Source organism: Mesorhizobium sp. BAC0120, from assembly GCF_033542235.1.
Taxonomy (GTDB): domain Bacteria; phylum Pseudomonadota; class Alphaproteobacteria; order Rhizobiales; family Rhizobiaceae; genus JAWRCU01.
The window spans coordinates 514,836-541,392 of sequence record NZ_JAWRCU010000001.1 but is presented as its reverse complement, the minus strand read 5'-3'; the positions used below and the strand labels follow the sequence as shown (position 1 = coordinate 541,392).

General features: G+C 62.4%; 24 protein-coding genes. 19 read left to right on the top strand and 5 right to left on the bottom strand.

All coding sequences use genetic code 11. The features are described 5' to 3' along the window. Positions 1-324: 324 nt before the first annotated feature. The 14 genes from SAZ10_RS02480 to SAZ10_RS02415 all read left to right on the top strand — a co-directional run bounded on the left by SAZ10_RS02480 (position 325) and on the right by SAZ10_RS02415 (position 16,120). On the top strand, positions 325-1,305 hold the full coding sequence (locus SAZ10_RS02480) for an amino acid ABC transporter substrate-binding protein (protein ID WP_412535152.1): 981 nt from the start codon (positions 325-327) through the stop codon (positions 1,303-1,305). Positions 1,306-1,315: 10 nt separating this feature from the next. Then, positions 1,316-2,509: an ABC transporter permease subunit gene (locus SAZ10_RS02475; RefSeq protein WP_318607570.1), complete on the top strand. Its 1,194-nt coding sequence runs from the start codon at positions 1,316-1,318 to the stop codon at positions 2,507-2,509. Continuing rightward, positions 2,506-3,588, top strand: a complete 1,083-nt coding sequence (locus SAZ10_RS02470; RefSeq protein WP_318607569.1) for an amino acid ABC transporter permease — start codon at positions 2,506-2,508, stop codon at positions 3,586-3,588. Before SAZ10_RS02475 ends, SAZ10_RS02470 begins: the two co-directional genes overlap by 4 nt. A gap of 90 nt (positions 3,589-3,678) precedes the next feature. After that, positions 3,679-3,819 carry a hypothetical protein gene (locus SAZ10_RS02465; protein WP_318607568.1) on the top strand — a complete coding sequence of 47 codons (141 nt, stop codon included), beginning with the start codon at positions 3,679-3,681 and terminating at the stop codon, positions 3,817-3,819. Positions 3,820-4,075: 256 nt separating this feature from the next. Next, a complete protein-coding gene (gene msuE / locus SAZ10_RS02460) occupies positions 4,076-4,636 on the top strand; it encodes an FMN reductase (protein ID WP_318607567.1) in 561 nt (186 codons plus the stop codon). A 26-nt stretch (positions 4,637-4,662) separates the two neighbouring features. After that, complete coding sequence (locus tag SAZ10_RS02455) at positions 4,663-5,808, top strand: LLM class flavin-dependent oxidoreductase (protein ID WP_318607566.1); 1,146 nt, start codon at positions 4,663-4,665, stop codon at positions 5,806-5,808. A 52-nt stretch (positions 5,809-5,860) separates the two neighbouring features. Next, complete coding sequence (locus tag SAZ10_RS02450) at positions 5,861-7,081, top strand: GNAT family N-acetyltransferase (RefSeq protein WP_318607565.1); 1,221 nt, start codon at positions 5,861-5,863, stop codon at positions 7,079-7,081. Between the two features lie 168 nt (positions 7,082-7,249). Then, entirely contained in the window at positions 7,250-8,953 is a 1,704-nt protein-coding gene (locus SAZ10_RS02445) for an ABC transporter substrate-binding protein (protein WP_318607564.1), read from the top strand. Between the two features lie 25 nt (positions 8,954-8,978). Continuing rightward, positions 8,979-10,622 carry an ABC transporter ATP-binding protein gene (locus SAZ10_RS02440; protein ID WP_318607563.1) on the top strand — a complete coding sequence of 548 codons (1,644 nt, stop codon included), beginning with the start codon at positions 8,979-8,981 and terminating at the stop codon, positions 10,620-10,622. Further along, positions 10,615-11,574, top strand: coding sequence for an ABC transporter permease (locus tag SAZ10_RS02435; protein ID WP_318607562.1), 960 nt, complete (start codon positions 10,615-10,617; stop codon positions 11,572-11,574). Before SAZ10_RS02440 ends, SAZ10_RS02435 begins: the two co-directional genes overlap by 8 nt. Before the next feature lie 4 nt (positions 11,575-11,578). Beyond that, positions 11,579-12,571: an ABC transporter permease gene (locus SAZ10_RS02430; RefSeq protein WP_318607561.1), complete on the top strand. Its 993-nt coding sequence runs from the start codon at positions 11,579-11,581 to the stop codon at positions 12,569-12,571. 52 nt (positions 12,572-12,623) lie between these two features. After that, positions 12,624-13,874, top strand: coding sequence for an acyl-CoA dehydrogenase family protein (locus SAZ10_RS02425; protein WP_318607560.1), 1,251 nt, complete (start codon positions 12,624-12,626; stop codon positions 13,872-13,874). Positions 13,875-13,886: 12 nt separating this feature from the next. Next, positions 13,887-14,810: a hypothetical protein gene (locus SAZ10_RS02420; protein WP_318607559.1), complete on the top strand. Its 924-nt coding sequence runs from the start codon at positions 13,887-13,889 to the stop codon at positions 14,808-14,810. A 20-nt stretch (positions 14,811-14,830) separates the two neighbouring features. Then, the gene (locus SAZ10_RS02415; RefSeq protein WP_318607558.1) at positions 14,831-16,120 is read left to right on the top strand and encodes an NtaA/DmoA family FMN-dependent monooxygenase; all 1,290 of its coding nucleotides are present in this window, start codon (positions 14,831-14,833) and stop codon (positions 16,118-16,120) included. 210 nt (positions 16,121-16,330) lie between these two features. On the opposite strand, the gene SAZ10_RS02410 is transcribed toward SAZ10_RS02415, so the two are convergent. Next, positions 16,331-16,948 (bottom strand): GMC oxidoreductase, encoded by a 618-nt coding sequence (locus SAZ10_RS02410; RefSeq protein ID WP_318607557.1) that lies wholly within the window; start codon positions 16,946-16,948, stop codon positions 16,331-16,333. A gap of 743 nt (positions 16,949-17,691) precedes the next feature. Between SAZ10_RS02410 and SAZ10_RS02405 the strand changes: the two genes are divergently transcribed. The 3 genes from SAZ10_RS02405 to SAZ10_RS02395 all read left to right on the top strand — a co-directional run bounded on the left by SAZ10_RS02405 (position 17,692) and on the right by SAZ10_RS02395 (position 21,184). Further along, entirely contained in the window at positions 17,692-18,924 is a 1,233-nt protein-coding gene (locus tag SAZ10_RS02405; RefSeq protein ID WP_318607556.1) for a hypothetical protein, read from the top strand. A gap of 56 nt (positions 18,925-18,980) precedes the next feature. Beyond that, on the top strand, positions 18,981-20,069 hold the full coding sequence (locus SAZ10_RS02400; RefSeq protein ID WP_318607555.1) for a hypothetical protein: 1,089 nt from the start codon (positions 18,981-18,983) through the stop codon (positions 20,067-20,069). 293 nt (positions 20,070-20,362) lie between these two features. Continuing rightward, on the top strand, positions 20,363-21,184 hold the full coding sequence (locus SAZ10_RS02395) for an alpha/beta hydrolase (RefSeq protein WP_318607554.1): 822 nt from the start codon (positions 20,363-20,365) through the stop codon (positions 21,182-21,184). 179 nt (positions 21,185-21,363) lie between these two features. On the opposite strand, the gene SAZ10_RS02390 is transcribed toward SAZ10_RS02395, so the two are convergent. Then, entirely contained in the window at positions 21,364-22,395 is a 1,032-nt protein-coding gene (locus SAZ10_RS02390; protein ID WP_318607553.1) for a hydroxyacid dehydrogenase, read from the bottom strand. A 337-nt stretch (positions 22,396-22,732) separates the two neighbouring features. Here SAZ10_RS02390 and SAZ10_RS02385 point away from each other — a divergent pair, with 337 nt between their 5' ends. Then, entirely contained in the window at positions 22,733-23,587 is an 855-nt protein-coding gene (locus tag SAZ10_RS02385) for a sugar phosphate isomerase/epimerase family protein (RefSeq protein ID WP_318607552.1), read from the top strand. 16 nt (positions 23,588-23,603) lie between these two features. Here the strand turns inward: SAZ10_RS02385 and SAZ10_RS02380 are convergent, their stop codons facing one another. The 3 genes from SAZ10_RS02380 to SAZ10_RS02370 all read right to left on the bottom strand — a co-directional run bounded on the left by SAZ10_RS02380 (position 23,604) and on the right by SAZ10_RS02370 (position 24,741). Beyond that, positions 23,604-23,840 carry a hypothetical protein gene (locus SAZ10_RS02380; protein ID WP_318607551.1) on the bottom strand — a complete coding sequence of 79 codons (237 nt, stop codon included), beginning with the start codon at positions 23,838-23,840 and terminating at the stop codon, positions 23,604-23,606. 70 nt (positions 23,841-23,910) lie between these two features. Next, a complete protein-coding gene (locus SAZ10_RS02375; protein ID WP_318607550.1) occupies positions 23,911-24,276 on the bottom strand; it encodes a hypothetical protein in 366 nt (121 codons plus the stop codon). 153 nt (positions 24,277-24,429) lie between these two features. Beyond that, complete coding sequence (locus tag SAZ10_RS02370) at positions 24,430-24,741, bottom strand: hypothetical protein (protein ID WP_318607549.1); 312 nt, start codon at positions 24,739-24,741, stop codon at positions 24,430-24,432. A 629-nt stretch (positions 24,742-25,370) separates the two neighbouring features. Between SAZ10_RS02370 and SAZ10_RS02365 the strand changes: the two genes are divergently transcribed. Further along, a complete protein-coding gene (locus SAZ10_RS02365) occupies positions 25,371-26,495 on the top strand; it encodes a sugar ABC transporter substrate-binding protein (protein ID WP_318607548.1) in 1,125 nt (374 codons plus the stop codon). Positions 26,496-26,557 lie beyond the last annotated feature (62 nt).

Below are 26,557 nucleotides of genomic sequence, written 5' to 3'. Positions count from 1 at the left end.
GACAGAGACGCTGAGAACATAAATGCGTCGGCATGAACTGTCTCCCACGTCTTGCTGATCCCCCTGAAGCTCATCAACCGTCTGATTGGTCGATCTCATAAACATGACTCGTCTTTTGGATATTGTGCAGGAATTTACTTCAGGTCACAAAGAAAATTTGGATTTGTATTTCTTAGAACCTCTCTACCGCAACGCTAAAGCTGAAGGCCGCGTCAGCAGGCCCTGGGGGTCGGGCGAGGCGAACAGAAGAAGCATCTCAGGAGAAATTTCATGACGATCATGACAAAGCCCTCGGGCCTGCTGCGAAAGGGTCTGGCGGCGTCGATGCTGGTTGCGGCCAGCCTCGTTGCCTCGGCAGCCTCGGCCGGTCCGACACTCGACAAGATCAAGGAGCGAGGCACCATCAAGGTCGGCGTCGGCACGACGCCCGGCTTCTTCGCGCCCGACAGCAACGGCCGCTGGCAGGGCTTCTTCATCGACTACGGCCGAGCCCTGGCGATCGCCGTATTCGGCGATCCGGAAAAGGTCGAGTTCACCAATTCGTCGCCGCAGCAGCGTCTGCCGGCCCTGCAGGCCGGCGAGTATGACGTGTTGCTGTCCGGCGTGACCGTGACGGTCACCCGCGCCTTCCAGCTCGGCTTCCATTTCGGCCCGGCGATCTTCTATGACGGCCAGGGCATCCTGGTGCGCAAGGATCTCGGCGTTACCTCGGCGGCGGATCTCGACGGCGCCACGATCGGCGTGCAGAGCGGCACCACCGGTGAGCTCAACATCGCCGACTTCTTCCGCAAGACGGGCAAGCTATTCACCCCCGTCACCATCGAGGATACCAACGAGTTCATCAACGCGCTGGAGACGGGCCGCGTCGACGCCATCACGCAGGATTCGTCCGACCTCGTCGGCAAGCGCACGCAGCTCAAGAATCCGGACGACTACGTCATCCTGCCCGAGCGCCTGTCGAAGGAACCGCTGGCACCGGCAATCGCCGGCGGCGACGACCGCTGGCTGGAGATCGTGAACTGGACGGTCAACGCCACCATCCAAGCCGAGGAATGGGGCATCACCAGCCAGAACGTCGACGAGTTCCTGAAGTCGAAAGATCCGGCTATCCAGCGCTTCCTCGGCGTCGATCCGTCGCTTGGAGAGGCGATCGGCCTCGATCCGAAATGGGCGTATAACATCATCAAGACGGTCGGCAATTACGGCGAGATCTTCGAGAAGCACCTGAAGCCACTCGGCTGGGAGCGCGGCTACAACAGTCTGTGGACGGGAGGCGGCCTGCTCTATTCGCCGCCCTTCCGCTAAGCGGCGGCGAATGTCGCTTGCGCGAGACATCGTGCCGGGCCGCCACAGGCCCGGCACTTTTTCGCGGCTGGCAGCGTGGTGGGGACCCCACCCAACGCTCCAGGCGGTTGCGATCGCCGGCCTGATCGTCGTGGCGTGGCTGCTAGCCGACAACATGTTCGCCACGATGAACCGCATCGGCGTGACGCCCGGCTTCGACTTCCTCGGACGGCCGGCCAATTTCGAGATCGGCGAGAAGTCGATCGCCTTCCAGGCGGGCGATCCCTATGCGCGGGCCATTCTCGTCGGCCTCCTCAACACAGTGAAGGTCGCGGTGCTGGGCTGCGTGCTGGCGACCATGCTTGGAGTCATCCTCGGTGTCGCCGGCCTGTCTGGTAACCTGCTGCTCGTCGGTCTCGTGCGCTGGTATGTCGAGATCGTGCGCAACACGCCGTTGCTGCTCCAGCTCTTCTTCTGGATTGCGCTGGCGAAGTCGTTTCCCGCGCCTCGCCAGGCGATTTCCGCATTCGACGCCTTTTACCTGACCAATCGTGGCGTCTATGTCCCCGGCCTCGTGTGGCTCGGCGGACCGGCAAGCGCGGTGGTTGCGGCCGGCGCCCTTCTTGCGGCGTTGGCCACTCTGCTCGTAATCCTGCGGCGCCGCGGCCGGCTCAAGGGACGCTGGCTTGCGCTCGCGGCGCTCGGCGCTCTTATCGCGGTGGTATTGTTGCTTGCGGCGAGCGGCGTCCGCATCGGCTCCCAGACGCCGAAGCTCTCCGGCTTCAACATCCGCGGCGGCTACAACCTGACGCCGGAATTCGCCGCATTGCTCACCGGGCTGGTGGTGAAATTCTCTGCGGCCGTCGCCGAGATCGTGCGCGCCGGCATCCAGTCGGTAGACCGCGGACAGTGGGAAGCGGCGCGCGCGCTCGGCCTGCATGGCGGCCAGATCATGCGTCTCATCGTGCTGCCGCAGGCGCTGCGCGTCATCACCCCGCTCACCACCTCGACCTATCTCGACCTGACCAAGGATTCGAGCCTCGCGGTGGCGATCGGCTACCCCGACCTCGTCAGCATCATCAACACGACGGCGAACACGACCGGCCAGTCCTTCGAGGCGCTGGTGATCCTGATCTCGATCTATCTCGCGCTCAACCTGTCGGTGTCGGCCTCGATGAACGTCTACAACCGCCGCGTCGCGCTGAGGAGCACAGAACGCCGATGAGCATCGCCGACACGCTCGTCGTCCTGCCAGGCCGCGCCTCGGCACGGCTGGCGACCATGCGCCAGGGCCTGTTCGGCTCGCTCGGCAACACGCTGATCACCATCGCCACGAGCGCCCTGTTGCTCTGGATCGTGCCGCCGCTTTTCCGCTGGGCGGTGCTCGACGCGACATGGAGCGGCACGGCACAGGACTGCGCCGCGGGGGAGGGCGCCTGCTGGGGCTTCGTCGCGGCGAAGTTCCGCTTCATCCTCTTCGCCTTTTACCCGCCCGAACTGCAATGGCGGCCGCTGCTCGTCATGGTGCTGCTCGTCATGCTGCTGGTGGTGACGGCTCAGCCGCGCTTCTGGCGCCGCGAACTTTTCGTCGCGTGGCCCGTAGTGATCGCCGCAAGCTGGTTGCTGATGGCCGGCACGCTGACGCCGCCCACCGTGCCCACGAACGCCTGGGGCGGGTTGCCGGTCACGCTGTTCGTGTGGACGGTGTGCTTCGGCCTCGCCACGCCGATCGCCATCCTGCTCGCGCTGGCGCGCCGATCGAAGATGGGCGGGCTGCGGTGGGTCGCCGTCGCCTTCATCGAGCTGATGCGCGGCACGCCGATGGTCGCCATCCTCTACGTCGCCATGCTGATCCTGCCGATGGCGATCCCCGGCGGACAGCTCATCGACAAGAATATCCGCGCCATGATCATGATCACGCTCTTCTGGTCGGCCTATGTCGCCGAAGTGGTGCGGGCCGGCCTGCAGGCGATCCACGATGGGCAATACGAGGCCGCCACGGCGCTCGGCCTCGGCTACTGGCGGACCATGCTTCTCATCGTGCTGCCGCAGGCGCTGCGCATCGTCATACCCGGCATGGTCAACCTCGCGATTGGCTTCCTGCTCGCGACCTCCTTGCTCGCGGTCATCGGTATCTTCGACCTGCTCAACGCGGCGCGGGCCTCCGCAACCGATCCGCAATGGCTTGGCTTCTACAACGAGGCCTATGTGTTCGCGGCCGCGATCTATTTTGTCTTCTGCTTCGGTGGGTCGCGCTACAGCCTGTGGCTGGAACGCTATCTCAAGCGCTCCGACCGCCGCTGACAATAATTCCAAAGGTGTTGCGATTCCTGCAACGAGATGGCTTCGTGTCACGACATATTGGCGGCACCGTTCGCGGAATGGCGCGGCCGGATGCATCGCAGGCTGGGCCTCGACCTAGCCGAAGACTGCCCGGTCATCAATGCGGAGGGTATCGCGTCGGACAGGCTGTATGCAGTCGGCGCGCTCACCCGCGGTACGTTCTTCGAGATCAAAGCCATACCGGACATCTGAAGGCAGTGCGCGGAATCGGCGGACCGATTGACGCGCTAGCCCAGCCTACGCTCGTGGTCGAGCTTGTTCTCCCACTGACAACTTAGGACATCAAACCATTGCGCTCACTGCCTTACGCAGCTGTGGCGCGAAAAAATTATCTCGCCCTCGCGCCCTCAAGAGTTCGTCCATCTCTTCTCTTTATCCATTGTGTCTATAAAAATTGTGGAGAATAGCAGCGGGCCGGCAGCCCGATTTAAGTAAGAGGGCTCCAGCCATGGCCAACCCGACCGTCGTCGGCTTCTCCGGCAACTTCACACGACCGTCAAAGACGCGCGGCTTCGTCGATCAGATTGTGAAGGAGATAGCCCGCAGGCACGGATTGGCAGCGAGCACCCACGACATTCTTGATGTCGGCCCCAGCCTTGCAAATGCCAAGTGGTCGCGCGAGTTGGACGCGCAGGCCAAAGACGTGCTCGATCGTGTTGTCGGAGCTGACATCCTCGTTGTCGGCTCGCCCACCTACAAGGGCAGCTACACGGGCCTGTTCAAGCATTTTTTCGACCTCGTCGACCCGACTGCGCTCCGCGGCAAGCCAGTCGTGCTCCTGGCCACTGGCGGGGGCGATCGGCATGCCCTCATCGTCGAGCATCAGCTGCGGCCACTGTTCAGTTTCTTTGAAGCCCTGTCGCTGCCAACGGCGGTCTACGCATCCGACAGGGATTTTGTAGATGGCATCCTGGTATCGGACACCATCAAGGCGCGCGTCGAATTGGCGTTGGACGATGTTGAAGCGGCTGTCTCGCGTCGCGCGCAGGCGCGCGCGGTGGCGCAATAGCTGGCCGGCTGGGGCTAGTCTGCAGGATGAGCGGTATCCACCTACATTGGTACCTGCCGACCAACGGCGACAGCCGCGAGATCGTCGGCTCGGGGGACGATTCCCACCTCGCTGGCGGCCCGTCACGATCGGCATTCCGGGAAGCCAACCTCGACTATCTGGAATTGATCGCCAAGACCGCCGAAACGCTCGGGTTCGAGGCTGTGCTGACGCCGACCGGTACTTGGTGCGAAGACGCATGGATCACTACGGCGGCGCTCTCACAGGTGACGAAGCGGTTGAAGTTCCTCGTCGCCTTTCGTCCGGGACTGATCTCGCCGACGCTGGTGGCCCATCAGGCGGCCACCTTCCAGCGCATATCGGGCGGACGACTCCTCCTCAACGTGGTCACCGGCGGCGATCCGCTTGAGCAGAGGCGCTTTGGCGATCATCTGGGCCACGACCAGCGCTATGAGCGCACGGGAGAGTTTCTGGAGATCCTGCGCGGTGTGGTCTCGCCGACCAAGTCGGAGAAGCGCTTCGACTTCGAAGGCAAGCACTACCATATCGAGGGCGCGCAGATCGATATCGGCAAATGGCCGCTGCCCCAGATTTTTTTCGGCGGCGCAAGTTCCGCGGCCCAGGAAGTCGCCGCCCGCCATGTCGATACTTACCTTGTCTGGGGCGAAAGCCCGGCCGCCGAGGCCGGACGGGTCGCGCATGTACGGGAACTCGCTGCCGCGCATGGCCGCAATCTCAGCTTCGGCATCCGCCTTCACGTCATCAGCCGCGACAGCGAAGCCGAAGCCTGGAGGGAAGCCGAGCGGCTGCTCGAAAAGCTCACGCCGGAGCGGATCGCCAACGCCCAGGCCATCCTCGCTCGCACGGAATCGCACGGGCAGCACCGAATGAACGCCTTGCATGGCGGCGGAGAAATCGCGGCGCTCACGGCGCCTCGCGTGCGCGATCTCGAAGTCTCGCCCCATCTTTGGGCCGGCTACGGTCTGGTGCGCGGCGGCGCCGGAACGGCGATCGTGGGCAGCCATGAGCAGGTCGCGGCGCTGATCGAGGAATATCACGCGATTGGCTTCGACCACTTCATTCTTTCGGGCCAGCCGCATGTCGAGGAAGCCTATCATTTCGGCGAAGGAGCCTTCGCCATCCTGCGATCGAGAGGGCTCCTCGCGACCTAGGCAATGCTCAGGCGCCGCCGGGGTGGCATCAATTGAGCAAGACGGAGAAAGAATGCCGGATATCGATGTTCGCCTGTTGACGGATAAGGCCGACCTGGCCCAGGCCGCGCGTACGTTTCGCACGGCAATGGTTGGTCTGCCGCCTCTCGGACCGATTGACGACGCTCTCCTGGAAGGCCTGTTTGAACCCGATCGGACCTACGGCGCCTTCGAGGATGGTGCGCTCGTCGGAACCACCGATTCCTACTCGGGACGTATTGCAGTGCCGGGCGGAGCTTGGGTGCCGCAGGCCGCCGTCACCCATGTCGGCGTGTTGCCCACGCATACGCGGCGCGGCATCGCAACAGCACTGTTCAACGCGCAACTGGCTGCGGCTCGCGAACAGGGCGAGGCGGTGGCCACGCTCAGGGCCTCGGATGCACGGATCTATGGCAACTTCGGCTACGCGATCGCAAACACTTCGGTCAGTTTCGAGGTCGATGCCGAGCGCGCGCGCCTGAGAAAGAGCATCGCGTCCAGCGATCGAGTTCGCCTGATCGACATCGACAGTTCTTGGCCCGCCCAGGCACGCATCTACGCAAGCCAGCCCGCTCCGCGGGCCGGTGTGATCTTCAGGTCCCGCTACTGGTGGGACATGCAGAAAACGCGACAGGACAAAAGCGGTGTGCCGGCCTACGTGGCCGTTGTCGGCCCGGAGGGGGCGGAGACCGGCTTCGTGCGATACCATCCGTCTAGCTCCGAGCACTGGTTCCTCAGTTCGGAACGCACCGTCGTGGTCGACGATATCGTCGCTCACGATCCGGCCGCCTATGTCGCGCTGGTTGCGCATCTCCTTGCCATTGACCTGCCGCATCGCATTCTCTTCGCGAGCCGACCCGCCGACGATCTGCTTCCCTGGTTGTTTGAGGATTTCCGCAGCGTTCGCGTGACGGCTATCCGGGACGAGACGTGGCTGCGGTTGCTGGACGTCGAGAAGGCGTTGTCATCGCGCAGCTATGCCGGTCGGGACAGCGTCGTGCTGGAGGTTGCCGATCCTATCCTGCCCGCCAACACGACCCGCCTCAGGATTTCACGTGATGGCGCGGAGCGCACCAATCTCTCGGCCGCCGTGACGGCAGACATCGCCACTGTGTCCGCAGCTTATCTTGGCGGTGTGAAGTGGTGGCAACTCGCCCATTCCGGAAGGCTCGGGACATTTGAAAGAGAGGAGGTCGAGATGCTTGATGCTTTGTTCGCTGTACCGACTAATCCATATTCAGGAACAATCTTTTGACGTCACTACATAATATAAAATCAAGTTTGACTCGGATTACATAAAATAGTTTATTTTATCTCAACAACACAAATGGTCTTGTATAGCCTATTAATATAAGATTGTATCATTTGTGGTTCAAATATGACTGTAAGTAAGCTAATCAGTGGCGTCGCCGCCAGCGTTCTTATGCTGTCAGCTTCTGGTGCGGTTCAGGCGGAAGAACAGCTCAAATTCGGCGGCACGCTGCGCATAGCCTCGCTGCAGTCGGACCTCGACGCCTTCGACCCGCTCACCGGCTACAGCATCGATTCCTGGGAGATCCTGCGCGCGACCACACGCCAGTTGGTCACCTATCCTGGTTCGCCCGCCGGCCTGAAGGAAGACACCACGCTTGTACCCGATCTGGCGAAGTCCTGGGATATCAGCGACGACGGCAAGACCTACACATTCCACCTGAGGGATGACGTCTTCTTTTCCGGCAGCACCGAGCGTCCGATCGTGGCGAGCGACTTCGTCTACGGCGTGAAGCGTTTCTGCGACCCCAACAAGCAGGTCGCCGCCATCAACTACTTCAACCTCGTGATTTCCGGTTTCGTCGACTATTGCAAGGAGTTCGCAAAGGTCCCTACGGGAGACCTCGCGGCCACTAAGGCCTTCACCGACACGCACGAGATCGCCGGGATTTCGGCTCCGGACGACTACACGCTGGTCATCAAGTCGGACACCAAGAACTACGACTTCCTGAACATTCTCTCGATGAATTTCGTCTCGCCCGTGGCGCCCGAGATTGCGTCGAAATATTTCCCGGACTCTTTGGACTCCCGCAAGAACCTTCCGTCGAGCGGACCTTATTACGTCGACAGCTACGAGCAGGGTCAAAAGCTGGTCCTGAATAAGGCCAAAAACTTCAAGGCCGAATCCGATCAGGCCCGCAAGGCCTATGTCGACGAAATCGTCATCGACTTCACCGCCAACAGCGAGGACAGCATCGTCCAGAAGATCATCACCGGAGAGGCCGATCTGTCTCTCTATCTCGACATCCCGCCGGTCCCGACAATCCAGCGCTTCCTCTCCCAAAAAAGCCCGAACCTCCATGTGACGAACAGCGGCTCAGCCAACTTCATCACCTTCAACCAGCGGCCGGAGGTGAAGAGCAAGGGCGCGGAGGCTCTGCGCAATCCCAAGGTTCGTCAGGCGCTCGCCTATGCGGTGAACCGCGAGCATCTGGTCCAGACGCAGGCAGGCTCGATCGGCGCCGTGCCGCTCACCCAGATCATCACCTCGACAATCCTTGGCTACGAGCCGTTCGATCCCTATCCGAGCGAAGGCAACAAAGGCGATCCCGCCAAGGCCAAGGAACTGCTTGCGGAGGCCGGCTATCCTGACGGCATAGCCTTCGACGCGATCTATCGCGCCAACGCCCAGTACGAGGCGATAGCGATTACGCTGAAGGAGGATCTCGAGGCGGCCGGCATCACCCTGAACCTGATTCCGATCCCGCTGACGCAGTGGTATTCGAACATCCAGGATCCGAAGGCCCGATGGGATTTGAACCTTGGCGGCAGCTTCTCGCCCGACTGGCAGGGACCGAGCACGCGCATGCTGCTCGGTGGCTGGCTGAATTCGGATGCAGCACCCTGCGGAACCGGCAACGTTCACGCGATCTGCTACAGCAATCTTGAACTCAACAAGCTCGCGGCAGAGGCTTATCCCTCGGACGATCCCGGCCCGATCTGGACGAAGGCCGACCAGCTTGTCTCGACCGACCTGCCATGGATACCGCTGTTCGAGAAGCGCAAGGTTGTGATCACTTCCGATCGCCTGGCGAACTGGGTCTGGTCGTCGCTGGCGGTCAACGCCGACATCACCAACATCGCGCTCAAGCAGTAACTGGCGTACCTGTAAGGAGGCGCGCGTGGCCATCTTTTCCGTTGCCGACCTGCACGTCGCGTTCGGCACGTCAGAGGTCGTCCAGGGCGTCTCCTTCGCGGTCGAGCCTGGCAAGACGCTAGCCATCGTGGGGGAGTCGGGGTCCGGCAAGAGTGCCTCGCTGCTCGGCGCGACCGGACTCCTCGCGCCGACGGCGACCGTCAGCGGCAGCGTCCTGCACAAGGGCGAGCAGTTGCTTGGGCTCCCCGTCCGAAGCCTACGCAAGCGGCGCGGCGCCGACATCGGGTTCATCTTCCAGGATCCGCTTAGCAACCTCCATCCGCTGAAGACGATCGGCGCTCAGATCGGCGAAGCAATCACCGCGCATCACAGGGTAGGGCGCCAGGAATTGCGTGAGCGCGTGCTCGGCCTTCTGGCCGATGTCGGCATCCAAAATCCAGCCGCCCGCATCAACGACTATCCGCGACAGTTCTCGGGCGGCATGCGCCAGCGCGTTATGATCGCGGCGGCCATTGCGCTCAATCCCGGCCTTATCATCGCCGACGAGCCGACGACCGCTCTGGACGTGACGGTCCAGGCCTCGATCCTCGATCTGCTGAAGCGCATTCAGCAGGATCACGGCGCGGGCATGATCTTCGTCAGCCACGACCTCGCGGTGGTGTCGGACATTGCCGACGACGTTCTGGTGATGCGTTCCGGCCACGTGGTGGAACAGGCTCCGGCGCGCGTCATCTACCACGCGCCGAAGCAGGCCTATACGAAAGAACTGTTGGGCGCCGCACGGCTCGGAGGTTTGGCTGCCCGCGCACCAGAACCGCTGCCGCCGGCCGCGCCGAAGCCGAACCTGCTTTCGATTTCGGGCGTCTGGCGTTCCTTCGCAGGCCGCTCTCCTCTGGGCGGTGGCCTGATCCGACCCGTGCTTCAAGATGTCTCGTTCGAGATCGGCGAGAACGAGATCGTCGGGCTGGTGGGCGAGTCCGGATCGGGCAAGTCGACGATCGGCCGCCTCGTGGCGGGCCTCGACCAGCCGGACGAGGGCAAGCTGTCGATGCGTGAGCGCGTGTATTCGCGTCCCGGGCCGGGTGGGATCGGCATCGACCGGCAACTGCGCTCGGAGATACAGGTCGTCTTCCAAGACCCCTATGCAAGCCTCAACCCGCGGCGACGCGTCCGCTCCATTCTGGCCGAGCCTTTCATCGTCGGCACCGAACTCGATGCGGTCACGATACGCCGGCGCGTGCAGGAACTGACACGCGATGTGGAACTCGGCGAAGACCTCCTCGACCGGTTTCCAGCGCAGCTTTCCGGTGGCCAGCGGCAGCGCGTCGCCATCGCGCGCGCCATAGCGCTGGAGCCTTCGCTGGTTGTGGCCGATGAGCCGGTCTCGGCGCTGGATATCACAACTCAGGTGAAGATCATTCGCCTGCTCCAAACCTTGCGTCAGCGAAGGAAGCTGTCGCTCCTGTTCATTTCGCACGATCTGGGCGTGGTGTCGGAACTGTGCGATCGCGTGGTCGTGCTTGAGAAGGGGGTCGTGGTGGAAGCGGGCAAGACGGCCACCCTCTTCGGGTCGCCGCGGCATCCCTATACCCGCAAGCTGGTGGACGCCATTCCCGGCAAGTCGCTGCAGGAAAGCCCCACGACACAGAGAGTGGCTGCGCATGGCTGAAGTCCACGCGCTTGCCGGTACGGACGTCCTTGAGGGCCGCAGCGAGGTCGTCAGGTCCTATGCGTCGCTTGTCGTTGGCGCGCTGTTTCGGGAAAAATCCTTTCGCGCCGGTGCAATGATCATCACTTTCGTTGCCGCGGGCGCGCTGCTGGCGCCGGCGGTTGCGTGGCTGCTGGGACACGGGCCAACGGAACAGTTCCGCGATACGGCGCTGACCGAGATGGGACTGCCCACCGGCCCCACACTGGAATTTCCGCTAGGTGCCGACGGTAACGGCCGCGACGTCTTGGTGCGCACGCTTTACGGCGCGCGCGTATCGTTGGCTATCGCCATCCCGGCGACCACGCTTGCCATGTTCATCGGCACTGCGATTGGCCTTGTCAGCGGCTTTCTCGGGGCGCGCATCGATCGCATCATCTCGCAGGGGATCGACGTCGCGCTCTCGTTCCCCTTCATCGTCACGGCGCTCAGTCTGCTTTCGCTCAACCGGGGCACGGACGGCAAGGTGCTGGTAGCGCCTTCGGTGGTGGTGGTGCTCATCATCACGCTGTTTTCCTGGACCTATTTCGCGCGTCTTACACGCGGCCTCGTGCTGGTGCTGCGCCGCAGCCCGCTGGTCGAGGCCGCGCAGACGATCGGCACGTCGAAGGCGCGCATCATCCTGCGCGAGATCCTGCCCAACATCGCACCGGTGATCCTCGTCTATTGGGCAGTCCAACTGCCGACCAATATCATAGCCGAGGCCACGCTTTCCTTCCTCGGAGTCGGCGTTCAGGCGCCCGAGCCGAGCTGGGGAAACATGATCGCCGAGGCGCAGCGCTCGTCACTCTACCAGGTACAGCCATGGTTCCTGCTCGGGCCGGGCATAGCGCTGTTCCTGACCGTCGCCGGCTTCAACACGCTGAGCGCCGGTTTGCGCAACGTGCTCGATCCCCATCGCCACAGCGGGTGACGTGATGATCCGGCATGCTACCGGCCTGCTGTTTCGGGCCACCTCGACCCTTCTCATCGTGCTGGTGATCGCGTTTTTCATCACGCGCATCGCCTATCGAAATCCGGCTGCCATGCTGGCACCGCGCAACGCAAGCCAGCAGGCGATCGACGCCATCGCACATGCATTGAGACTGAACGAGCCGTGGTATCAGCAGCTCTGGTACTACCTTTATCGCGGCCCGGACATCCAGGGTGCGCCGATGGGGCTTGCACACTGGCCGCCGGGATTGGGTTATTCCTTTCGGAAGCAGACGGCGGTGACGGACCTGATCCTGTCCAAGGCGCCGGTGACGCTGTCGCTGGCCCTCGGCGCCGTCGTCATATGGATGACGCTTTCGATCGTGCTCGGCGTCATTTCGGCGCGCCGGCAAGGCTCGTGGCTCGACACCGGGATCTCCGGCATTGCCTATGTGAGCTTGTCGGTGCCGACCTTCCTGTCCGGCATCCTCATTTCCTATTTTCTGTTCTTCGAGCTCTCCAACTACGGGATCTTCTGGTTTCCGAGCAGCGGCTACGTTCCGCTGACCGCAAATCCGTTTGAATGGGCACGTCATCTGGCGCTGCCCTGGCTGACGCTGGCGCTTGCCGAGATCGGCATTTTCCAGAGGGTCGTCCGCGCCAGCATGCTCGAGGTACTCGGCGAGGACTATATCAGGACGGCGCGCGCCAAGGGCGTGCCGGAATGGCGGATCTATTACGACCACGCGCTGAAGGCTGCACTCAACCCAGTAATCACCCTCGGTGGGCTGGAACTTGCCGTCATCATGGGCGGGGCGATCGTCACCGAGACGATCTTCGGGCTGGACGGCGTCGGCCGGCTGGCGATCAACTCGGCACTGGACGGCGATTTTCCCGTCGTCATCGGAACGACCATCTTTGCGGCCGCATCTTTCGTGCTCTGCACCTTTGTCGTCGACGTCGTCACCAGATGGCGCGATCCCTCCAATGCCTCCTGAAGGTCACATCGGCACAGAAGCACGCGGCGTCAGCAACAAGGAGACAATGAACATGACGGCAGTGGAAGCACCAACTTCGCTGAGCTATTTGCGCCCCGCTACGGCGGGGGAGGAAGATCTCGTGGCGCGCTTCCAGCCGATCTTCGACCGCATCGCCGAGGGCAATGTCGAGCGCGAGCGCAATCGCACCTTTCCCTATGAGCAGGTGCAGTGGCTCAAGGATGCCGATTTCGCTCTAGTGCGGATACCCGAGGAGTTTGGCGGGTGGGGTGCCTCGCTCGAGCAGACGTACTACCTTTTGGCCTTGCTGGCGGAAGCCGACGCGAATGTCGCCCACGTATGGCGCAATCACCTGGCCTTCATCGAAGATCGCCTTAACGCGCGGCCGTCGCCGACCAACGACCGCTGGTTCCAGCGCTTCCGTGACCGCGAATTCGTCGGCGGCGGCTGGACGGAAGCCAACAACGGCACCTACGCCACCATCAAGACGACCGTGACCCGTGAGGACGACCACTACAAGGTCACCGGCGCGAAGTTCTATGCCACCGGCAGCCTCTATGCCGACTGGCTCGACGTGATCGGCAAGGGCGAAGACGGCTCGCTCATCACCACCCTGGTGAGCCGCCATCAGCCGGGCGTCGTGGTTAATGACGACTGGCCGGGCTTTGGCCAGCGCACCACGGCGAGCGGCAGCGCCACCTACCAGAATGCTCTCGCACGCGAGGGCGACGTCTTCCCGGCAAGCGAGCGCGTTGTCTATCAAGGACACTTCTACCAGACGGCTATCCTGGCCGTGCTCGCCGGCATCACGCGCGCAATCCTGCGCGACGGCATCGCTGCGCTCAAGTCGCGCGGGCGCAACTACCCGCAAGGTCTCAACCCGGTACCGGCGCTTGACCCGCAACTGCTGCAAGTGATCGGCGAAGTATCGGTGCGGGTCTTCTCGACGGAGGCCGCCTTGCGCCGTGCCGCAAGCTCCCTCGATCTCATCGCCGCTGCCCACGCGGCCGGCGACGTGGCGCTGCGCGACAAGCGCGCCGTGGACGGAGAAGTGGCTGTATCGCAGGCGCAACTCGCGATCATCGATGGCGTCCTCTACGCGGCCACGCATGTCTTCGATGCTCTCGGCGCGTCCGCGACCTCCGAGGAAACCGCGCTCGATCGCCATTGGCGCAATGCACGCACGCTCGCGTCGCATAACCCGGTCGCCTACAAGGCGCGCATCCTGGGCGACTACCTGGTCAATGACAATTCGCCTGTGTCGAGCATCGCTCGACTCGGGCGCGGCGGCCAAGGCAACTGAGGAGAAGGCTCGATGACAACTCCCTACCTCGCGCTTGGCCTGGCCGGACCGCATCTTGTGGAACTCACGGGCAACCGCGCGCTGCTGTCCCGGTGGGACGCATTGCCGGTTGCGTTCACCGTCCTTGGAATCGACCGCGTCGACGGCAGCGCGCCGGCAGCCGTCACGCTGACAAGCAGCGCGGTCGGCGCGACCTTGGCAGGCAGCACGAAATACGGCCGTTTCCTCATCACCACGACGCCGCAGCGCGACCACCCCTACAACATCGCGCGCCGTGTCGCCTCGCTTGCTCACCTGTCGGGTGGTCGCAGCGGTGTGCTGATCGGGGTGCGTGATGCCTATGCGCCAGAAGGTCCGAAGGAAGCACCGGCCTGGGGTGGAGCGGGGCTCGGCGGTGGCGCGCCGCTCAACGCCCAGACAGCCTACGACGCCGCCCGCGCGGTGCGCGCACTTGAGCAAAGCTGGCCGCACGATTCAATCGTCGGCGACCGGGATACTGGTATCCTCGTGCAGTCGAACCGCATCGTGCATGTCGATATCGACAACAGTTTCTCGATCGCGGGGCCGTTGAACGCGCCCGAGCCCGCGACGGGTGCATCGGTGATCGCGTGGTACGCCGCAACGGCGGCGGACACGCCGCCGGTGAGCGGTGACGATCCGATCGAACTCGTCCTCGGTGCTGCGGGCTCGGTGCCGGTCGTAGAGTTGGGCAAGGAGCCGCCGGCGGGTGGGATCGAAGGCATCGTTCTGCGCGCAGGTGTTGAGCAGTCAGTGGCTGACCTGCTCGACACCGCCGAGCGGTGGCTTGCCGACGGCTTTGCTCCCATCGAGCCCGGCGGCTCTTTGCGCGCCGCGCTCAACCTGTCCGCACCGGCGCCGCTGCCGTCCCCAGCGCGCGCCGCCTTCCCTGCGCCAAAGCCGCACGTCTCGCTTTAGAGACAACGGAGACATCACTCATGACGAACAGGCGTTCTGGTCACGTGCTCCTCGGCATCAACGTGTTGGTGCTGGGCTATCTCCCGGCGGCATGGAAGACGCCGCTTCTGAAGAAGGATTCCTTCGTCGACCCGGATTATTGGTCGAGCCTTGGCAAGACCGCCGAGCGCGGCACCCTCGACGCCCTCTTTCTAGCTGATGGACCGCTATTGGGCGACCCGGCCTATGACGCCAATCCGATCCGACTTGAGCCGACGGTGAACTGGGGGCAGGTGGCCGCAGCGACCTCGCGCGTGGGCCTGGTCGCCACCGCTTCGTCGACCTTCAATGACCCCTTTGAGCTCGCCGAGCGCTTCCTCTCCTGGGACCATCAGACGGGTGGCCGTGCGGCCTGGAATGTCGTCACCACCCGCGGCGTCCCCGCGGCACGCAACTTCGGCTTGCCCGACATCCCCTTTCGCGACGACCGTTACGAACGCGCGAGCGAGTTCGTCGACGTCGTGCGGGCGCTATGGGAGTCCGCAGCCACAAGTGACGACGTTCATCACCATGGCGAGTTCTTCAATGTCGACGGGCGTTTGCGGGTGCCGCCGTCGAAGCAGGGCCGCCCGGTCATCTTTCAGGCAGGTGGCTCGCCGCAGGGTCGCGCTCTAGCTGGGCGCGTGGCCGAAGGCGTGTTCGCCGCGGAACTCACCAAGAATCAAGCCATCGAGCACTACCGCCTGGTCAAAGGTTTTGCACGTGACAATGGCCGTTCACCTGACGACATCAAGATCCTGCCCGGCCTGTTGCTGAGCCTGGGCAGCACCGAGGAAGAGGCGCGTCGCCGCAGCGATGAACTCCATGACGCAGGACCGTCATCATATTCGATCGGCTGGCTGTCGCAGGCGATCGGCTACGACGCTTCGAAACTCGAACTCGACGAGCCTTTTCCCGAAGATGTCCTCGGCCCGCTCAAGGACCCTCAGTCTTTCCTCGGCAGCATAGGCTTCCGCGAATCGATCGTTGCGCAGATCCGCAAAACGAACCCGACCGTCCGCGAGTACCTCAAGCAGACGCGCTACACCGGATCAGGCCATGCCGGATTTGTTGGCACGCCCGAGCAGCTCGCCGATCACATTGAGGATTGGTTCCATGGCGGGGCGATCGACGGCTTCAATTTGCAGCCTGATCGGTTAATCGATGGGCTTGCGGTAATCGTCGATGAACTCGTGCCGATTCTGCGTAGACGCGGTTTGTACCGCCACGAGTATGAGACAGAGACGCTGCGCGAGCACTTCCGTGCGGCCTCGCCAACGCCTCCCTTCTAAGCTCATAGCGCTTGAACTTCAAAGTGTCAGGACGCTTTGGGAGCAAGAATTTGCTTCGATCAATTCGCCTCATGGCGGTGGAGCGCGATGCAGCGCGGCTCGAAGGTGAGCATTGTCAACTCATGGCGGCCATCGAACAGGCGAAATATCGGCCCTCGGAGGTGGAGCTATAAATCATCCAGATCGACCAGCACTTGCGCGGTGAAGTCGCTACCGAATTTCAACTGGGCTCGTCGAACGGAGGATGGCGGCTGAAAGCACTCTGAAACGCATCGAAACCGGAAGCCCGTAGGATGGAGCGCCGGCCCGGCCTTGCATCGCGTGCGTCGTGAACAGTTGTCGGGCGATCCGCACGCCGCCAACCATGATGCGCATGTCGTAGCCGTCGGGGTCGGTGAAGTAAGCCGGATCGACCCTGAGATGATCGTGATGATCGGGTGACGCCAGGGTCGCGCTGCCCTCGCTTCGCGCGCGGTTCACCGTAAAATAGGCAGCGAAGCTGAAGGGCGACGAGGGATAGCCCGCAGGCGCCGTCTGCTGTTCGAAGAGCTCCGGACCGAGCTGAATTTCTATGTCGGACCAGGGCGCGTCCGGTTCGGTGCGGGCAAACAGCACGCCGGCATAATTCCAGATCTCGTTGCGCGCCAGGGGACGGGATGCGGCGACGTTCACGCAGGCCGCCGGATGATCGAGGAGGTGGCCGCCGACCAGGTCAGGCGAACGGGAATGCCGAAGGGCAGCCGCTGGCGGTGCATCGAGTCGTCGCATGCGCGGCAGGAACACCCAATCGCTGATGCTGTTAGGGCCCAGCGCATGATGCGCATTCAATGATGGAGAATCCCATGATGAAGCGACTTCTACTGGCGTCGGCAGCGATCGCCCTATCAACCTGTCTGGCGGTCGCCCAAGCCGGCGGCGGAGGCGGCACGGGTGGAGGCGGCACGGGAGCCGCAGGTGGCGCGGGGGGCGGAACTGGAGCCGGGACCGGTGGCGGCTCCGCCGGCACAGGTGGCGGAGCCGGGGGCACCTCGAGTGGCACCGGCTCCATGGGCACGAGCGGCGCGACCGGAGGCACTTCGGGTGGCACCGGGTCAATGGGCACGGGCGGCGCAACCGGAGGCGCCGCGGGTAGCACTGGCGCCACGAACAACGGAGGCGGAACCGGCAGCAATGGTAACAGCGGCTCTACCGGCTCGATAAACGGGAATTCAAGTTCGAGCGGCAATTGTGCGCCCGGACACCAGGCTAAGGCAGGGCAGCGCTGTTGAGTTGCACCAGGCAATCCGCCCGCGGACGGGGCCAGTCGCACGCCCCGTCCCATAATGAATCATGAGCTACTGATCAGGCGCTAAGAGAGCGTTCAGTTCGAACGAGCACCAAACCTGATGCAGGCTCCGGCACGGCAAATGCTCGAAACGACTCGTGGCACCGCCTAAACGTAAGTCGGCGACGTCAGCGAGTGTATGCGATCGTAAGAGCACTTAGACTTATCAGCAACCGACAGTTGCAGAGATGACGGCGCGGTGATAGGGGTTGCGGGTCCAAAAAGGACAGGCTTCACGGTGGGTACCATGACCAGCTTGGGCGAGTTCGGAAAGCAGGTGCTCGATCGCCTCGTCGAAATCTGGCAGATCGATAGTGGAATCCGCTGGGTGGAGGGCGGGGAACATGAGCCACCAGGGTTTGACTGGTGGCCGGGTGATTTCCGGGTAAGCGTACGCATCAACAGGCGCGAGGAAGGGGCCTCGGAGAGGGAGTTGAGGGTTATCGTCAGCACGGACTTTTTAAAGGACGTGCCGACCGAGAGTGATCACTTTGTGGAATGGGCTGCGGCAACAGCGCTCTTTACGAATTCGACCTATGGGTGGGTTTATTTTCTCCCGGAATTAGCTTCCCCGGAAGCAGCCGGCTCCGAACCAGCGGTGCGACGCCTGCGGCTCGGCAGCACCGCTTACGTCACGCAGGATACGATCGGCTGGATGCCGGAACTTCTGGCTCGGACAGCATTGCTTCAGCCGATCAATGCACAGTTCCAAACCACTGTCATACCAGATGAGATTGGCGGCGGGGAACCCGACACGTCTCGTCCCGCGCATCTCCGTCATCTCAAATTCCACAAAATTTTCGAGGTTGTCGCTGACGACTATGCCCCTCTAGGCGAAAGCCCGAGCCGCTGGTCCGGCACGGATGAATTGACGATGATCGCCGAGAGATGGGGTCGGTCAGATCAATTGTCTGACAACGGTGATCCCGCCGGGATCTCGCTTGAAATTCCTGTTGTAAGCGACAGCGCACACATCCTCCTCGTGACAGCAGAGGTTCATCCTCAGTTGGGCCACGGTCTCATGGCCAGCTTGGAGCTGCCGTATTTCGGCCCGTCCCTCTTTATTGCCAAGGAGGCTGCGGCCCTAAACCTGTTCGAGTTTGGGGGATGGACCGGTTTTCCGCAGTTTGGGTGCTGGCACGCGGACGAAATACGCCCGGGAGAAAGTGGGCTGGCCTTCACGCTTTTCATGCCGAATGCGCTGTACCGGCCGGGATTGGCCACTCAGATCACTGTCTGGTTTTTGCAGCGGCTTCGCTGGGCTTACGAGCAGGTGTATCCCGATATGCAGGATTTGCCGATGGTCGACGATCTAGAGCAGCGCCTTGGCAGGCTCAGTGAAGAAATAGAAGGGGACTGGAGCGCTCGGGTGACGGGAGGCGGTTGCCAACTCGCCAACCAGATCGGTCTGTCCGCCGCAGCACGCGAGGGCTCGGCGCGACGGAATTTGCTGCGTCGCTTGATTGCAATCTTTGGTTGAGGGATTGGCGCCGCCATAAGGTCCAGGGGGAACAGGGCTTCGCGCTTGGAGGTTCTATGAGCAGCTTCGATGAGCTCGGACAGAGAGCGCTCGAGCGCCTTGCCGAAATCTGGGAGGTCGATGGTGAGGTTCGCTGGATAAAAGGCGGGAAAGGTGAGGCGCCGGGGTTTAATTGGTGGCCCGGTGATTTCCGTGTATGCGCGCGCGTTCAGCAGGCCGCGGAGGCGGCGGCGGACAGCGAGCTGAGGATCATGGTCGTAACGGACTTTCTGAAGAACGCACCGATCGAGAGTGATCGTTTCATGAAATTCGTCGCGATGACGGCGCCGGTCGCGACATCGACCTATGGGTGGGTTTATGTTCCTGTGGAGTCACCCGGGCCTACACCAACGGTCTCAGGTTTGCGGTTCAGCAGCTCTGCTTACTTCACGCGTGACACAATCGGCTGGATGCCGGAACTTTTGGCCGAGACCGCGGTGATTCAGCCGATCAATGCGCAGCTTCATGCGTCTATGATGGCAGAGTTGCTAGGTGGGGAGCCAAACACGTCTCGTCCCGCCCATCTCCGTGACATTGAATTCAATGGGGTCCTTGGCGTCGTGGGTGATATCTATGCCCCTAGCGGCAAGGGCCCGAGCCGCTGGTCCGGCACAGACGAATTCGAAATCTTTGCCGAGAAGTGGGGTCAGTCCGATTACTGTGTCAGCATGGGTAATCGCACGAGATTGTCGCTTGCAACTTCCTTTGGAAACAACTTCGCAATGATCCACCTTCTGACAGAGGCAAAACATCTCCAGCTGGGCCACGGTCTCATGGCCACACTGGAGCTGCCATATGGGGACACGCTCCCCGCGATTGCGAAGGAAGCTGCCGTGCTAAACCTGTATGAAACTCTCTCCTGGACTGGCTTTCCACAGCTCGGCTGCTGGCACGCAACGGAAAGTCGCACTGACGAAACGGTGCTGGCCTTTACGCTTTTCATGCCGAATGCGCTGTACCGGCCGGGTTTGGCGACTAATATTGCCTGGTGGTTTTTGCGACGGGCGCGCTGGGTTCGCGAGGAACGGTATCCCGATGTGCAGGACTTGCCGCTGACCGACATTCCGGAGCGGCTCAGTGCTGTGCCCAGAGAGGAAACTGACTGATACCGCGCGCCCCGGGGCGAGAGGGAGATGGTGGCCAATTCCCTCTCCGCACCGGATTGCCGAAACACCGAGCCCTCGCCGGTGCTCGGCCGCTAAGTCTCCGCGAAGCAATTCAGTGCATAGCGTGTGGCTGCCATGCCCGCGCCATCTCTCCGTACAAGACATGTCATCGTTCGCGGATTAGGCTCAGCATGCCGATCCGATCCCGACCGCCCTGACGGTCGCCGTATGCACCGGCTCGGCGCGACGGACTGATTGTCGCCCCACCCTCAGTCACGAGAAGGAAGTCAGCCATGCCATATATCGAAACCGAAGACGGAACCGAGATCTATTTCAAGGACTGGGGAGAGGGACAGCCGGTCGTTTTCAGCCATGGCTGGCCGCTTTCGGCGGATGCTTTCGAGGACCAGATGTTCTTCCTCTCCTCGCATGGCTATCGCTGCATCGCTCATGACCGCCGCGGCCATGGCCGATCCAGCCAGCCCTGGCAAGGCAACGACCTCGACACCTATGCCGACGACCTCGCCGAGCTCATCGATGAGCTCGATCTGGAAGACGTGATCCATGTCGGTCATTCGACCGGTGGCGGCGAGGTTGCCCGCTATATCGGCCGTCATGGCACCGACCGCGTCGCCAAGGCGGCGCTCATCGGTGCGATCCCGCCAGTCATGCTGAAGAGCGAGACCAACCCCAACGGCACGCCGATCGAGGCGTTCGACCAGCTGCGCGCCAGTGTGCTCGCCGACCGGTCGGCGTTCTGGAAGGATCTCTCGATGGCGTTCTACGGCTACAACCGGCCGGGCGCAAAAATCTCGGAAGGCGTGCGCGAGAGCTTCTGGCTGCAGGGTATGATGGCGGGCCTGCCGGCGTCCTATTTCTGCATCAAGGCCTTCTCCGAGACCGATCTCACCGAGGACTTGAAGGCGTTCGACGTGCCGACGCTGATCCTTCATGGCGACGACGACCAGATCGTGCCGATCGCCGCCTCCGCTGAGCTCTCGTCCAAGATCGTCAGGGATGCGACGCTAAAGGTCTATCCGGGCGGCGCGCACGGTATGTGCACGACCGAGAAGGACAAGGTGAACGCAGACCTGCTGGCGTTCTGCAAGGCCTGAAAATCCACGCTTGCAGGCGGGGCGGCAGAAGCCGCGCCGCCTGCTTTCCGCGCAGCTATCTTAGCTGCGAAGGCGCAGGGGACAGTTTACTTTTTTCCGCACATAGGCAGAGGCGCACCAAGGCTGGCGCAAGCGGAAAAAAGTAAACTGTCCCCGGGCACTTATCCTTCGGCGCTTACCTAATTTCTGTCCACCGGCTTCGACCTCATTCGCGATACCGTCTCCCGCTCGGCTCGCTTGCCGCGCATCGGCGGCAGGCCTCGGTCGATCAGGTCCATGTCCTCCAGCACCATGTCGCCCATCTTCTTGAAGGCGAGGTCGAGCGCGCCGGCTCGATGCGCCGAATGCAGAAAGCCGTGGAGCTTGCGAACCGGATGGTCTCGCGGGAGCGGCTCTTCCGGATAGACGTCAGTGGCGGCGCGGATATGGCCGTCATGGACGGCCTTCATCAGCGCTTCGAAATCGACAACACCGGCACGGCTCAAGAGGATGAAGGCAGCCCCTTTGCGCATCTTCGCGAACGCTTCGGCATCGAGGAAGCCCTGGTTCTCGCTGGTCACCGAAGCAACCACAAATACGAAGTCGCTGTTGGAGAGCACCGTGTGGAGGTCTACCGGCTCGACGCCGTGTTCGAGGAGCACCGATGGCGGCAGCCACGGGTCGTAGACCCGCACCTTTGCGCGGAAGCCGCTCAGCAGCCGGTTCAGCGCCTTGCCGAGATCGCCGAAGCCGATGATGCCGATTTCGGAGCCGGAGATCAGCCGGGCGTTCTTGTTGCCTTCGCCGCCCCACTGCTCCATGCCGTGGCGGAAGTCGAGGTCGGCATCGATGATGCCGCGCGCGAGGGCGAGCGCCAGAGCGAGCCCGAGCTCCGCGACAGGCTCGGCGAAGACCGCACCTGTCGTCACCACATGAATGCCGCGCTCGAACAGCACCTCATAGGGCATGTTGTTGAGGAGATTGGTCTCGACGTTGAAGATGCAGCGCAGCGACTTCATCCGGTCAAGAGTCTCCTTGGACAGCGGCGGCTGGCCGACAATGTAGCGTGCAGCCTCGAGCTGATCTTCGGGCAAGGCGGCGATGCTGTCGGGCTCCGTCTCGACGATTTCGTAGCGCTCGCGGAGATGCTGCAGGGCTTCAGGTGTGAAGATCAGGTCGAGCGTACGCGGATCGGGCGTGCTCACCACCAGCGGCTTATTGCTTTCGGGCATCGAATTCCTCCCTGCGCGCGGAACGCGTCTCTCCGACAGGATGAATGAGAGCGGAATACTTCATCCTGCTTCTTGCTCTTCCAGCACGATCTTAACCGAAAACTGCCCGAGTTCGAGAGCGAGTGTTCTTGGTTCATCGAGGGAACCGTTGTGGCGCTTTCCGAATTCAGGCGCGAAAAGGGGCCGGACTTGACCATGCTCGCGTCCAGCAAGGCTCCGGGGACAGTTTACTTTTTGCCGCAGAAAGGTACTGCGCTGGAAAACTCACGCGAGCGGCAAAAAGTAAACGGTCCCCAGCCCCCCGTGCCCGAGCGCCACCGAACTGAAAGACCAGCCGATGAACGTTTTTGGACTCCACACCTTTGCCATTGCCCCGGTCTGGGATCTCGACCGCATCGAGCCCCGGATCGAGCAACTCAGGGAATACGGAATCGGCCTTCTGGAGATTCCACTCCTGAGGCCGGATGAGATCGATGCGAAGCGCAGCCGCGCCTTTGGCAACCGCTGGGGCGTGGAACTCGTCTGCTCCCTCGCACTGCCGCGCGTGCTCGACGTGGTGGAGCAGCCGGACGAGGGGCTGGATTTCCTGGCGCCGGCTTTCAAGGTCTGCGCCGAGGTCGGCAGCTCCATGCTGGGCGGCGTCACTTACGGTTCGATCGGCAAAACGACGGGCAGGGCAGCGACAAAGAAGGAGATCGATGGCGTCTGCCGCTTTCTCGAACGTGCTGCCCGGCTCGCCCGCGGCTTCGGTCTCAGGGTCGGGATCGAGCCGTGCAACCGCTACGAGACGCATCTCGTCAACCGCGGCATGGATGCGGCGCGCATCATCGAACGGATCGGCGCAGAAAACCTCTTCATCCATCTCAATACCTATCACATGCATATCGAGGAAGAGAGCTTCGAGGCCGGCTTCAAGGCGGCCGAACCCTATCTCGGCTATGTGCATCTCTCGGAGGCGAACCGCGGCGTGCCGGGCAGGGGAATGCTCAACTGGCCGGCAATGATGAAGGCGATGGCCGATATCGGATACAAGGGAGCGGTCACGCTCGAGAGCATGAACCATGTCGATATCGACATTGCCGCCGGGCTCGCCGTCTGGCGGCCGGTCGCCGAGCGGCCGGACGATGTCATCGAGATCGGGCTGCCTTTCCTGAAGGAGGAGGCGAAGAAGGCCGGTATCAGCCTGGGCTAGCCAAACCTTCCCCTGATCAGAGCGAGGCCGCCCCCTTCCGCGGTGTTTCGGCACCGAGCTCGGCAAGCGCAAGCCGTACCTCGCGCAGATCGGCTTCCCAGCCGTCGTCAGCGTTCATCGGGCTTTCCGACGCAGTGCGCTGCAGGGCCCGAGCTTCGTCTTCGATCTCCCGCAACCGGGAGATCTTATCGTCTCGGCTGAGGGAGGTGTCCTGCATGATTTCCTGCACCTTCATCTCTTTGAACGTGACCATCCGTATCCTCCGTTAGGGTGAGTGCCGAGGATAACGCAGGCGATGTGGCGGCGTTCCAACGGTTGGAAGCCTACATCGCGCTCACCGTAGTGCAGAGATGGTTGTATCTTGGGTTCTGGTTTGCAATGCAGGCCGCTCTCAAGCGGGTGCGATCGTCCAGGCTCATCGCATCGAAGGTCTGCCTGAGCTCGCCTTCCGGGCGCAATGTTCTCATGCTCCCGTCGGTGAAGAAGGGGCGGACGTTCCGATCGGTGAGGTAGGACGAGGGGTTGGCGTCCTCGCGAGATATCGAAGAAGTGTTGCCGGGCTCGGCGGTTCTGGGCCCGGTGCTCCTGGGGGTGAGCCGGCCGCCATTGTTCGTCTGTGCGAAAGCAAGCGGGGCGGCTCCGAGGAGAGTGAGCGAGAAGGCAGTGAGAGCAAGCAGTTTCGATTTCATGGCGGCTTTCCTCCTGAACTGCAATTTCTGCCGCGGCTCAAACCTCTGCCAGCCGGAACCGTTCCGCCGAGGGTTCTTTCCAGAGCGTTTTGGCCTCGACTTCTCCCACGATTGGCCTGGATCGGCGCAATGGGCGGCAGCTCGCCGCGGAAGCTACATCGCGCTCACAATCTTGCAGAGATTGGAGAAGCGGGATTCCTGGTTGGCCGCGCAGGCGGCTTTCAGCTTGGCCTGGTCGTCCTTGTTCATCGCCTCATAGGTTTTTTTGACCTCGTCCTCCGATTTCAACGTGCGCTTGTTCTCGTCCGTAAAGAAATCCTCGGTCCCGGGTCCGGACAGGAAGTGGGAAGCATCCGTTTCTGCGGAGCCGGTCGACGAGGTCCGAGTGTTGTTCTGGGCAGAAGCAATGGGGGCTCCGGCCAGGCCGAGCGACAACGCGGCGAGCACGATCAGCTTGAATTTCATGCTTGATTCTCCTGGGCCGGCGGCCGTCACCGACTACCCGATTCAACCGCCCAATCGAAAAAGCGTTCCCGGTCTGCTCTTACGCCGGGCAGGCCCTTTGATTTCGCTCGCATCCTGACGGAACGGCGTGCGCTTGTGCGCGTTTGCTGAACGCACCGGGGAGCACGCTCAGTGAGCGCGTGAAAACCCCGTTCGACTATCCCGTTTCATTCGCCTGGGCAGCCATAGATTGTGCGGAGGAAACAGGAACAGGGCGGGATAAACTCGCCGGACCGATTTCTTGCAGGAGACGTGCGATGATGTCCGCAAGTCGTCCCAAGCCAATACCCGTGCCTCCTCAGCCGTTCCCGGGACCGGCGCCCGATCCCGACCCTATGCCTCAGCCCGTCCCACCGCCGGGACCGATCCCCGTGCCGCCGGTGAGACTGATTTGATGGCACTACCACTTCCGTAGCGGCAGCTGGTAGAATGAGTACGTGATAAGGTGGGTCAGCGGGGCGACCGGCAGGAAGGGAGGTTTCTGTCGATGACGGCCATCGCATATGCCGGTCCGATTGCCGGGACGAGTGGAGGTACTCGTTCCGGATGGGAACGCAGTCAATCCGCAATGACAAACTGGGAGGAAACCAATGATCAAGTCACTGCTTGGCGGCATCGTTGCCGCCACGGCCTTCGTCATGCTGAGCTCCACGGCAATCGCCGGGCCGGAGATCGTCAAGGGGCCGGCGGCCGATCCTGAATGCTTCAAGCCCTGGTCGGCAGACACCAAGTTCTTCAAGTTTCCGAAGAAGGAAGGGCCTTATCGTATCGCGCTCGCCAACGGCTATATCGCCAATCTCTGGCGCATTCAGATGATCCAGACGGCGAAGGCCTATGCGGCACAGCCTGACGTCAAAGCCAAGCTCAAGGAATTCAAGGTGGTCTCGACCGGTGAGGACGTGCCGGCGCAGATTTCGGCGATCAACAACTTCATCGATTCCGGCTTCGACGCAATCGTCGTCAACGCGCAGAACCCGACAGCCTTTGCGCCGGTCATCAAGCGCGCTAAGGAAGCCGGCGTCGTCCTCGTCGCGTTCGACAACACCCTCGACACCCAGGACGCCATCAATGTCGACGTCGACCAGAAAGGCCTCGGCGTGCTGTGGGCCAACTGGCTGGTCAACCACCTGCCGAACGGCGGCAAAATTCTGGAAGTGCGCGGTGTGGCCGGCACGTCGGTCGACACCGACCGCCACAACGGTATCCAGGAGACTCTCGCCGCGTCCGGCAAGAAATGGAACGTGACCGAAGTCATGGGCAAATGGGACGATCCGACAGCTCAGAAGGTGACGGCTGATGCGATTGCCACGAACGGACCGTTCGACGGCATCACCGGGCAGGGCGGCGATACCGGCATCGTCCAGGCGATGATCGACGCGAAGCATCCCTTCGTGCCGTTCGGCGGCGAGACAGAGAACGGGTTCCGCAAGTTCTGCGCGAAACATGCGGCAGATGGCCTGAAGTGCTCGTCGGCGGGCACCGGTCCTGCGCAGGTCGCAGTCGCCATCAAGACGGCGATAGCCGCGCTTGAAGGGCAAGTGGTTCCGCAGTCCGTCAAGCTGCCGCTGGCGATCGTGGAGGATCCGAACTTCAAGCAAGGGCAGGACTACTTCCCCGACCAATCGGACAGCTTCTTCGTCGGCAATTCGTTCCCGACCTGCGGAATCAATTTTACCGCGCAGGAAATCATGGGACAGACGAAGGAAAACCAGTAGTCTTTCGGTGATGACCGCAGGGCGTTGCGGGTTTCCGCAGCGCCCGTGCCAACTCACGATGG

What these genes read in the sequence shown, in the direction of transcription:
- SAZ10_RS02480 (WP_412535152.1), top strand. Translation starts at nt 325, where the DNA reads ATGCTGGTTGCGGCCAGCCTCGTTGCCTCGGCAGCCTCGGCCGGTCCG.
- SAZ10_RS02475 (WP_318607570.1), top strand. Translation starts at nt 1,316, where the DNA reads ATGTCGCTTGCGCGAGACATCGTGCCGGGCCGCCACAGGCCCGGCACT.
- SAZ10_RS02470 (WP_318607569.1), top strand. Translation starts at nt 2,506, where the DNA reads ATGAGCATCGCCGACACGCTCGTCGTCCTGCCAGGCCGCGCCTCGGCA.
- SAZ10_RS02465 (WP_318607568.1), top strand. Translation starts at nt 3,679, where the DNA reads ATGCATCGCAGGCTGGGCCTCGACCTAGCCGAAGACTGCCCGGTCATC.
- msuE (WP_318607567.1), top strand. Translation starts at nt 4,076, where the DNA reads ATGGCCAACCCGACCGTCGTCGGCTTCTCCGGCAACTTCACACGACCG.
- SAZ10_RS02455 (WP_318607566.1), top strand. Translation starts at nt 4,663, where the DNA reads ATGAGCGGTATCCACCTACATTGGTACCTGCCGACCAACGGCGACAGC.
- SAZ10_RS02450 (WP_318607565.1), top strand. Translation starts at nt 5,861, where the DNA reads ATGCCGGATATCGATGTTCGCCTGTTGACGGATAAGGCCGACCTGGCC.
- SAZ10_RS02445 (WP_318607564.1), top strand. Translation starts at nt 7,250, where the DNA reads ATGCTGTCAGCTTCTGGTGCGGTTCAGGCGGAAGAACAGCTCAAATTC.
- SAZ10_RS02435 (WP_318607562.1), top strand. Translation starts at nt 10,615, where the DNA reads ATGGCTGAAGTCCACGCGCTTGCCGGTACGGACGTCCTTGAGGGCCGC.
- SAZ10_RS02430 (WP_318607561.1), top strand. Translation starts at nt 11,579, where the DNA reads ATGATCCGGCATGCTACCGGCCTGCTGTTTCGGGCCACCTCGACCCTT.
- SAZ10_RS02425 (WP_318607560.1), top strand. Translation starts at nt 12,624, where the DNA reads ATGACGGCAGTGGAAGCACCAACTTCGCTGAGCTATTTGCGCCCCGCT.
- SAZ10_RS02420 (WP_318607559.1), top strand. Translation starts at nt 13,887, where the DNA reads ATGACAACTCCCTACCTCGCGCTTGGCCTGGCCGGACCGCATCTTGTG.
- SAZ10_RS02415 (WP_318607558.1), top strand. Translation starts at nt 14,831, where the DNA reads ATGACGAACAGGCGTTCTGGTCACGTGCTCCTCGGCATCAACGTGTTG.
- SAZ10_RS02405 (WP_318607556.1), top strand. Translation starts at nt 17,692, where the DNA reads ATGACCAGCTTGGGCGAGTTCGGAAAGCAGGTGCTCGATCGCCTCGTC.
- SAZ10_RS02400 (WP_318607555.1), top strand. Translation starts at nt 18,981, where the DNA reads ATGAGCAGCTTCGATGAGCTCGGACAGAGAGCGCTCGAGCGCCTTGCC.
- SAZ10_RS02395 (WP_318607554.1), top strand. Translation starts at nt 20,363, where the DNA reads ATGCCATATATCGAAACCGAAGACGGAACCGAGATCTATTTCAAGGAC.
- SAZ10_RS02390 (WP_318607553.1), bottom strand. Translation starts at nt 22,395, where the DNA reads ATGCCCGAAAGCAATAAGCCGCTGGTGGTGAGCACGCCCGATCCGCGT.
- SAZ10_RS02385 (WP_318607552.1), top strand. Translation starts at nt 22,733, where the DNA reads ATGAACGTTTTTGGACTCCACACCTTTGCCATTGCCCCGGTCTGGGAT.
- SAZ10_RS02380 (WP_318607551.1), bottom strand. Translation starts at nt 23,840, where the DNA reads ATGGTCACGTTCAAAGAGATGAAGGTGCAGGAAATCATGCAGGACACC.
- SAZ10_RS02375 (WP_318607550.1), bottom strand. Translation starts at nt 24,276, where the DNA reads ATGAAATCGAAACTGCTTGCTCTCACTGCCTTCTCGCTCACTCTCCTC.
- SAZ10_RS02370 (WP_318607549.1), bottom strand. Translation starts at nt 24,741, where the DNA reads ATGAAATTCAAGCTGATCGTGCTCGCCGCGTTGTCGCTCGGCCTGGCC.
- SAZ10_RS02365 (WP_318607548.1), top strand. Translation starts at nt 25,371, where the DNA reads ATGATCAAGTCACTGCTTGGCGGCATCGTTGCCGCCACGGCCTTCGTC.